Here is an 8,459-nt window from a genome sequence, read left to right as displayed (position 1 = left end):
GGCGAGCCGCTGGTGCTGCACGTCGCCCGGCGTGCGCTGGCGGCCGGCGCGCGCGAGGTCTGGGTCGCCGCCGACGATGCGCGCATTGCCGAGGCGCTGGACGGAGCCGGGGTCCGGGTCGCGATGACCGCGCGCGATCATGCCTCCGGTACCGACCGCCTGGCCGAATGCGCGCGCATCGCCGGCTGGGACGACGATACCGTGGTGGTGAATCTGCAGGGCGACGAGCCGTTCGCGCCGGCCGCCGGCATCCGCGCGGTGGCGGCGCTGTTGCGCGAGAGCGGTGCGGAGATGGCGACCCTGGCGACCCCGATCGAGGCGGTCGGGAGCCTGTTCGATCCGAACACGGTCAAGCTGGTGCAGGCCAGCAACGGCGATGCGCTGTATTTCAGTCGGGCGCCATTGCCGTGGCCGCGCGACGCGTTCCTGGACGACCGCAGCCGCCTGCCGGACGGCGATCACTGGCTGCGCCACATCGGCATCTACGGTTACCGTGCCGGGTTCCTCAAGCGCTTCGCGCAGATGCCGCCGGGGCGGCTGGAAAGGATCGAATCGCTGGAGCAGTTGCGGGTGCTGGAGGCCGGATTCAGGATCGCGGTCGCGCGCACCCCGGAGCCGTTCCCGGCCGGCGTCGACACCCCCGAGGACCTGGTCCGCGCCGAGGCGCGACTGGCGGCCGACCATGGCTGAGCCGCTGCGGCTGCTGGTCGTGTGCCTGGGCAACATCTGCCGCTCGCCGATGGCCGAGGGCGTGCTGCGCGCACGTATCGAGGCCTCGCCCTTGGCCGGCCGGGTCGAGGTCGACTCCGCCGGCACCGGCGACTGGCATGTCGGCGATCCGCCGGACCGGCGCGCGATCGCCACCGCGCGCGAGCACGGCATCGACATCGCCGGCCTGCGCGCGCGCCAGATCGGCCGCGACGACCACCACGATTTCGACTGGCTGTTGTGCGCCGATCGCAACAATCTGCGCGACGTTCGCGCGCGGGCGCCGGAGGCGGCGAGGGCGCGCACCGCGCTGCTGCTGGAGTGGGCCGGGATCGACGGCGAGGTGGAGATCCCGGATCCCTACACCGGCGGCCCGGCCCAGTTCGAGCATGTCCACCGCCTGCTCGATGCCGCCGCCAACGGCGTGATCGAGCGTTTGTTGCGCGGCGAGACGGTTGCGGCGGGCCCGCGACAGGGGTGAACGCCCGTCGCCGGGCTTGCCTTGCCCGCGCGGCGGCCCAATCCTAGTCGCGATGCAGCCAGACGCCACGCCCACCGCAGCAGCCCCTGTCCGGACTTCGCGCCCGCTGGCGGAGCCGCGCCCATGAGCGACGCCAGCCTCCCCGCGTTCGACGGCAAGGCCTTCGTGCGCCAGCTGAGCACCGCGCCGGGCGTGTACCGGATGATCGCGGCCGACGAAAGCGTGCTCTACGTGGGCAAGGCCGGCGCGCTGAAGAAGCGCGTGGCCAGTTATTTCAACGCGTCGCCGAAGTCGCCGCGGATCGCGTCGATGCTGTCCCAGGTCGCGCGGATGGAGGTCACGGTCACCCGTACCGAGGCCGAGGCGCTGATCCTCGAGAACCAGCTGATCAAGTCGCTGCGGCCGCGCTACAACGTGCTGCTGCGCGACGACAAGAGCTACCCCTACGTGCTGATGACCCAGGAAGTCTGGCCGCGGATCGCGATGCACCGCGGCGCGCGCTCGGTCCTGGGGCGTTACTTCGGTCCGTACCCCAGTGTCGGCGCGGTGCGCGAGACCTTGAACCTGATGCACAAGCTGTTCCGCCTGCGCAGTTGCGAGGACAGCGTGTTCCGCAATCGCTCGCGGCCCTGTCTGCAGTACCAGATCGGTCGCTGCAGCGCGCCCTGCGTGGGTCTGGTCGAGGCCGACGAATACGCCGTGAGCCTGCGCCGGGCGACGATGTTGCTGGAGGGGCGCAGCGACGAGCTGACCGGCGAGCTCGGCCAGCTGATGGAGGCGGCCAGCGAGCGGCTGGAGTTCGAGCAGGCCGCGCGCCTGCGCGACCTGATCGGTTCAATCCGGACCCTGCAGGCGCGCCAGTATGTCGATGGCCGCGCCGCCGATCTCGACGTGCTGGCGGTGGCGATGCAGGGCGCGGCGGCCTGCGTGCTGCTGCTGGCGTTCCGCGACGGCCGCAATCTGGGCACCCGTGCCTTCTTCCCCAGGACCAACGGCAGCGACAGCGCCGAGGAAGTGCTGGCGGCGTTCGTTTCGCAGTACTACGGCGAACAACAATCCGGTGGACAGCGGCCGCCGCGCGAGATCATTCTCGATCGCGACATTCCCGACCGCGAGCTGATCGAGCAGGCGCTGTCGAGCGGCGGCGATGGCCGCCGGGTCCAGATCCGCAGCAGCGTGCGCGGCGAGCGCGCCGGTTATCTCGACCTGGCCCGCCGCAATGCCGAGCTGGCCCTGGCCACCGAGCGCACCGGCCACGCCGCGCAGAAGGCCCGCAGCGAGGCGCTGCAGGTCCTGCTGGGGCTGGAGGAGCCGGCGGCGAGGATCGAATGCTTCGACATCAGTCACACTATGGGCGAGGCGACCGTGGCCTCCTGCGTGGTGTTCGACGCCGAAGGCCCGGTCCGCGGCCAGTACCGCCGTTACAACATCGCCGGCATCGAGCCCGGCGACGACTATGCGGCGATGAATCAGGCGATCGCCCGGCGTTTCCGGCGCGCCGTGGACGAGGACAGCGTGTTGCCGGACGTGCTGTTGATCGACGGCGGAGCGGGGCAGGTGGCGCAGGCGCGCGAAGCGCTCGAGGAACTGGGCGTGCAGGGCGTGGTCCTGGTCGGCGTGGCCAAGGGGCCGGCGCGGCGCCCCGGCGACGAGGAACTGCTGCTGCCGGACGGTCGCGGCGTGCGCCCCGGGGCCGAGTCGCCGGCGCTGCAACTGGTCCAGCAGGTTCGCGACGAGGCGCACCGTTTCGCGATCACCGGCCACCGCGGGCGCCGCCAGAAGGCCCGCAACAGCAGCCGGCTGGAGGACATCGACGGAATCGGGCCGCGCCGACGCGCTAATCTGTTGAAACATTTCGGCGGCCTTGGCGGTCTGAAGGCCGCCGGGGTCGAGGAAATCGCCCGTGTCGAGGGCATCAACGTCGCCCTTGCCGAGCGCATCTATGCGACCCTGCACGGCCTGGACACCCCCACTGACGACCGCCCACCCCCGCGGAGCACTGCATGAAGTTGACGGTACCGACCATCCTGACCCTGCTGCGGATCCTGCTGATCCCGGTATTGGTGCTGGTGTTCTATCTGCCGTTCAAGTGGACCAACTTCGCCGCCGCGTTCATCTTTGCCCTGGCCTCGGTCACCGACTGGCTGGACGGCTGGATCGCCCGTCGCTACGACCAGCACTCGGCGTTCGGCGCATTCCTGGATCCGGTTGCCGACAAGCTGATGGTCGCGATCGCGCTGATGCTGATCGTGCAGAAGCACCCGACGGTCTGGATGACGTTGTGGGCGGCGGTGATCATCGGCCGCGAGATCGCGGTTTCGGCGCTGCGCGAGTGGATGGCGGAGCTGGGACAGCGGGCGAGGGTCAAGGTCGCCAGCATCGGCAAGATCAAGACCGTCGTGCAGATGCTCGCCCTGGTCTGCCTGCTGTACCAGGAGCCGTTCGCCGGTCTGCCGGTATTCGCGATCGGCGAATGGATGCTGGCGGCGGCCGCGCTGCTGACCCTGTGGTCGGGTCTGGCCTACCTGCGCGCGGCCTGGCCGACCCTGAAGGAAGACGAACACAGCTCCGAAAAAACCAGTTGACAGTTTCGTGGCGAAGCCTAAAATGACGGCTCCTCAGCGGGAATAGCTCAGTTGGTAGAGCACGACCTTGCCAAGGTCGGGGTCGCGAGTTCGAGTCTCGTTTCCCGCTCCAGTTTCGATGAGGCAGGCCCGTTCCGGGCAGGCCTTCCGACGAAGCCCCCTCGCGGGGTTTTGTCTTTTCAGGATGGCGAGAATGCGGCCGCGCGCGGCGTCGAGCTTTCCGGAAAGTCACCGGCCGGGTGGCAGAGTGGTTATGCAGCGGATTGCAAATCCGTGTACGCCGGTTCGATTCCGACCTCGGCCTCCAGACGTGCGGTAGATTGACAGTTTCACGGTGCGCCCTAGAATGGCCGCCCCAAAGCGGGAATAGCTCAGTTGGTAGAGCACGACCTTGCCAAGGTCGGGGTCGCGAGTTCGAGTCTCGTTTCCCGCTCCAATTCGATGGTGCCGGTCCTTGCTGGCCGCCCTTCAAACAGGCCCCCGTCGCGGGGCCTTGTTTTTTTCCGGCCCGGTTTCTTGACGTTATGTCTTGACGTTGTGTCTCGACGTCAGGTTCCGCCGCCATTCGCCGGCCCATTCGCGGCCTGGGCGCGACATGCCCGGCAATCGGCAAAAGCGGTAAGCTTGGCGGCAGTCACCGGCCGGGTGGCAGAGTGGTTATGCAGCGGATTGCAAATCCGTGTACGCCGGTTCGATTCCGACCTCGGCCTCCAGACCCGCGGGACGCGCCTTCGCCGGCGCGTCCCGTCCTGTTTTTGCGGACGAGTGATCGCGGACGAGTCATTGCGGACGAGTGATCGCGGCGGACGCGGCGCAGCAGGCCGGTCGCGGCTCGCACCGCTCCCGCGGGCGTTCCTGCGGTAAGCTGCCCGCGCTCCAGAACGCTGCCCGGATGGCGAAACTGGTAGACGCAGCAGACTTAAAATCTGCCGGCCGCGAGGCCGTGCCGGTTCGATTCCGGCTCCGGGCACCATCCATGTCCCAGCGCTGGACGCGCAGGCCGCCGCGCCACGCCCATGCGGGGCGCCGGATGAGCCGCCGGTCGCGCGGAACTCCCGTCCTCTCGGCATCCGCAGGCGCCGCCCTGTCAGCAGTCGACGCGGCGCGCCACGGCTCTGGATCCGCGGTGCGTTGTTGGAACCTGTCGTTGAGACGGGCCTTTCGGCTGCGGTTCGAATGGATCGATGCAAATCCGGGGCGCGGTGAAGACGGTCCGGATGTCAGCAGGCTTCCTCCAGCGTGACGGTGTCGCCGGTCCCGGCGCGCGTGCTGCAGCAGACTCCCGCCTGCGCCGGACCGCTCCATCGCGGCCGACGTCGACCACTCAACAGGGAGAGTCCGAGATGTCCATGTCAAGGCGGCCTCAGCCGCTGCTTCAGCGTCTTCGCCCATCGGGGGCGCACATGTTCGCGGCCGTTCTGGCCGCATCCGCGCTGGGCGTGTCCGCGCCCACGATGGCGCAGGCCTGGCCGACCGAGCCGCCGGCCCGCATGTGCGGCAATACCGCCGTGCTCGACGGGCCGGCGACGCCTCCGGCCGGCGCCATCGTCGTACCCGCCGGCGACAACGCCGGCTTCGACTTCAACCGTCCCGGGGCCACGTTCTGGTTCGCGCCCGGCGTGCACACCCTGGGCGACGACCTGTACGGCCAGATCATCGCCCGCGATGGCACGACCTATGTCGGCGCGCCGGGCGCGGTGATCGATGGACGCAATCTCAATCTGTACGCGTTCACCGGCAGTGCCCGCGACGTCACCATCCGCCACCTGACCGTGCGCAACTTCGGTCGCGGGCTCGACAACAACAACGAGGGCGTGGTCAACCATGACGCCGGCGACGGCTGGTTGATCGAATACAACACCATCGCCGACAACGACGGCGCCGGCGTGTTCCTCGGCAGTGCCAACACCGTCCGCTACAACTGCCTGAAGGACAACGGCCAGTACGGTTTCAGCATGTTCAAGATGCCGGTCGAGGGCGGCCCGGCGATCACCGACATCGTGCTCGACCACAACGAGATCGCCGGCAACAACACCGACGACTGGGAAGTCCGGCTGCCGGGTTGCGGCTGCAGCGGCGGCGGCAAGTTCTGGGACGTGCAGGGCGCCCGCGTGACCCACAACTGGGTCCACGACAACAAGAGCGTCGGGCTGTGGGCCGACACCAACAACATCGATTTCCTGTTCGAAGGCAACTACATCGAGGACAACGACGACGAGGGCATCTGGTACGAGATCAGCTACAACGCGACCATCCGCGGCAACACCCTGATCAACAACGCCTGGGTCAAGGGCCTGCGCAACCGGGGATCGCCGGCGCCGGCGATCTACCTGTCCGAGTCGGGCGGCGATGCGCGCCTGGCCAGCACCGTGTCCGGCTCGGCCATGATCCGCATTCACGACAACTATTTCGAGAACAACTTCTCCGGCGTGTCGATCTACGAGAACAGCAACCGGTTCTGCAATTCGAACGGCAACACCAGCAAGGGCTACTGCACGCCGTTGGTGACGCCCACGCGAATCCCCGAGCCGCACGACTACGACTATCTCGATCCGATCAACGCCGGTCATCCCTGCTATACGCGGATCGCGGAGGAGCCCTACCGCACGGACTGCCGCTGGCATGCGCGCAACATCGAGGTGGTCGGCAACGCCTTCCATTTCGATCCGGCAGTCGTTCCCTGCGAGGGCTCGGACTATTGCGGCGTGCAGGCGCTGATCGCGACCGGCGCCGACAATCTGCCGTGGTCGCCGTACACCGTCGCCGAGATCCAGGACCGGGTGATGTTCGGTGCCAACAACCGCTTCGCCGACAACGACTACTTCGGCCCCTGGCAGTTCGCCAAGCGCTGGGGCGAGCGGATCGGCTTCGCCGCCTGGCAGGCCGCGCCCTATCTGCAGGATGCCGGCAGCACCAGCGACCATCCCGGAGGTCCCGGGCCGGAGCCGGTCGGCAACCTGGTCGACGCCGATACCGCCACGCTGGAGGCTTCGCTGGGCCTGTGGAGCGCCTGGTACGGCGCGGAGGTGGTCCGCAGCGACGCGCAGGCCCATGGCGGCAGCCACAGCCTGCGCGTGGACATCGCGGGCGCCTACTGGGGCGTGGAGGTCGCGAACTACCCGGGCTACGCCGCTTCGCCGGGCGCCAAGGCGGTGAGCCTGTGGGTGCGTGGCGGCGTCGGCACGCCGGTGAATCCGCGCCTGTCGCTGGACTGGCGCGGCGCGGACGGGCAGGTGCTGGACAACAGCGTGGTCGCGCTGCCGGTGCAGGGCAGCCAGTGGCAACTGGCCGAGGCCAGCGTGCAGGCGCCGGCCGGGACCGCGAGCGTGTCGGTGGTGCTGGTCGGGTCCGGCACCGCCGGCACCGCGTTCTATCTCGATGATCTGGCAATCGAGGACGTGCAGCCCTGAGGCCGAGGCGGTCGCGGCGTGCGGGTGCGAGCCGCCGCCGCGCCGTCTGATCCTCCCCGCATGCGTCCGGTCTCGACGACCGGGCGCATTGGCCTTGCGGTTGCGCGGATGGCCGTGAGTTGGCGCTCCGTCGGGTTTTGCCCGAGTGGGCGTGCGCGGGAACCGTGATCGAGTTTGCACATGGGCACGGGTAAGCTAGGCGGATGCGTATATCGATCCCGACTCTCGCCGGCGCGCTGTTGTGCGCCGGTTTCTGCGCCACCGCGACGGCGGCGGATATCAGTTCATGCGTGCAATCCTTGCGCGGCAAGGCGGTGGCCGCCGGCATCGGCGCCTCGACCTTCGACACCCATGTGGCCGGAGTCGTCGCCGATCCGTCGTTGCTGGAACTGCTCAACCGGCAGCCGGAGTTCACCACCCCGATCTGGGACTACATGGCCGGCCTGGTCGACCAGGAGCGGGTCGACGACGGTCGCGCGATGCTGCGGACGCATGCCGACACCCTGGCCCGGGTCGAGGCCGCGTACGGCGTCGATCCGGCGACCGTGGTCGCGGTGTGGGGGGTGGAGAGCGACTACGGCAAGGTCTTCGGCAAGCGGCCCTTGCTGACCTCGCTGACCACGCTCTCGTGCATGGGGCGCCGCCAGAGCTTCTTCCGCGGCGAGCTGCTGGAGACGCTGCGGATCGTGCAGGGCGGCGACGTCGCCGCCGACAAACTGGTCGGCTCCTGGGCCGGTGCGTTCGGGCACACCCAGTTCATGCCATCGACCTATCGCCGGATCGCGGTCGACTTCGACGGCGATGGCCGTCGCGATCTGGTCGACAGCATTCCCGATGCGCTGGCATCGACCGCGAACTATCTCAAGCGCTCGGGTTGGCGCAGCGGTCAGCCGTGGGGCTACGAAGTGCGATTGCCGGAAGGCTTCGACACCGCGGTATCGGGTCGCACCAGCCGTCGGCCGCTGTCGTACTGGACCGGTCGTGGGGTGTCGAGGATCGACGGGCAGGCGTTCGCGCCGGCCGCCGGCACCGCCGCGGCATTGTTGTTGCCGGCGGGCCGTTCGGGGCCGGCGTTCCTGGTGTTCAAGAACTTCGATGCGATCTACTCCTACAACGCCGCCGAGAGCTATGCGCTGGCGATCGCGCACCTGTCCGACCGGCTGCGCGGGCAGGGCGGGCTGGTTGCGTCCTGGCCGACCGAGGATCCGGGCCTGTCGCGGGCCGAGCGCCGCGAGCTGCAGACCCTGTTGCTGGCGCGCGGCCACGACATCGGCG

The 8,459-nt window shown here is 69.0% G+C and carries 6 protein-coding genes and 5 tRNA genes; all 11 read left to right on the top strand.

Annotated features, from left to right (window positions below):
• On the top strand, window positions 1-690 hold a 690-nt coding region (gene kdsB / locus FKV24_RS12810; RefSeq protein ID WP_141482644.1), incomplete at its 5' end, for a 3-deoxy-manno-octulosonate cytidylyltransferase.
• A 4-nt stretch (window positions 691-694) separates the two neighbouring features.
• Window positions 695-1,189 (top strand): low molecular weight protein-tyrosine-phosphatase, encoded by a 495-nt coding sequence (locus FKV24_RS12805; protein WP_141482645.1) that lies wholly within the window; start codon window positions 695-697, stop codon window positions 1,187-1,189.
• Window positions 1,190-1,312: 123 nt separating this feature from the next.
• Complete coding sequence (uvrC, locus tag FKV24_RS12800; protein ID WP_141482643.1) at window positions 1,313-3,196, top strand: excinuclease ABC subunit UvrC; 1,884 nt, start codon at window positions 1,313-1,315, stop codon at window positions 3,194-3,196.
• Entirely contained in the window at window positions 3,193-3,774 is a 582-nt protein-coding gene (gene pgsA / locus FKV24_RS12795; RefSeq protein WP_141482642.1) for a CDP-diacylglycerol--glycerol-3-phosphate 3-phosphatidyltransferase, read from the top strand. Before uvrC ends, pgsA begins: the two co-directional genes overlap by 4 nt.
• 36 nt (window positions 3,775-3,810) lie before the next feature.
• Window positions 3,811-3,886: transfer RNA gene (locus tag FKV24_RS12790), tRNA-Gly, on the top strand.
• Between the two features lie 121 nt (window positions 3,887-4,007).
• Window positions 4,008-4,081 (top strand) — tRNA-Cys (locus FKV24_RS12785).
• A 53-nt stretch (window positions 4,082-4,134) separates the two neighbouring features.
• Window positions 4,135-4,210, top strand: a tRNA-Gly gene (locus FKV24_RS12780).
• Window positions 4,211-4,413: 203 nt separating this feature from the next.
• Window positions 4,414-4,487 (top strand) — tRNA-Cys (locus FKV24_RS12775).
• Window positions 4,488-4,660: 173 nt separating this feature from the next.
• Window positions 4,661-4,747, top strand: a tRNA-Leu gene (locus tag FKV24_RS12770).
• Between the two features lie 430 nt (window positions 4,748-5,177).
• Window positions 5,178-7,184: a right-handed parallel beta-helix repeat-containing protein gene (locus tag FKV24_RS12765; protein WP_170288301.1), complete on the top strand. Its 2,007-nt coding sequence runs from the start codon at window positions 5,178-5,180 to the stop codon at window positions 7,182-7,184.
• Window positions 7,185-7,387: 203 nt separating this feature from the next.
• Window positions 7,388-8,459 (top strand): lytic murein transglycosylase (locus tag FKV24_RS12760; protein ID WP_141482640.1); only part of this gene is annotated, 1,072 nt, incomplete at its 3' end.

This window comes from Marilutibacter maris (assembly GCF_006546735.2).
Classification (GTDB): Bacteria; Pseudomonadota; Gammaproteobacteria; order Xanthomonadales; family Xanthomonadaceae; genus Marilutibacter; species Marilutibacter maris.
Note: the sequence above shows the minus strand (reverse complement) of the source record. Positions and strands in the feature narration are given on the sequence as shown.

Bases quoted from the DNA above. Each gene is read 5' to 3' on its own strand.
- FKV24_RS12765 (WP_170288301.1), top strand. From the start codon at position 5,178: ATGTTCGCGGCCGTTCTGGCCGCATCCGCGCTGGGCGTGTCCGCGCCC.
- pgsA (WP_141482642.1), top strand. From the start codon at position 3,193: ATGAAGTTGACGGTACCGACCATCCTGACCCTGCTGCGGATCCTGCTG.
- uvrC (WP_141482643.1), top strand. From the start codon at position 1,313: ATGAGCGACGCCAGCCTCCCCGCGTTCGACGGCAAGGCCTTCGTGCGC.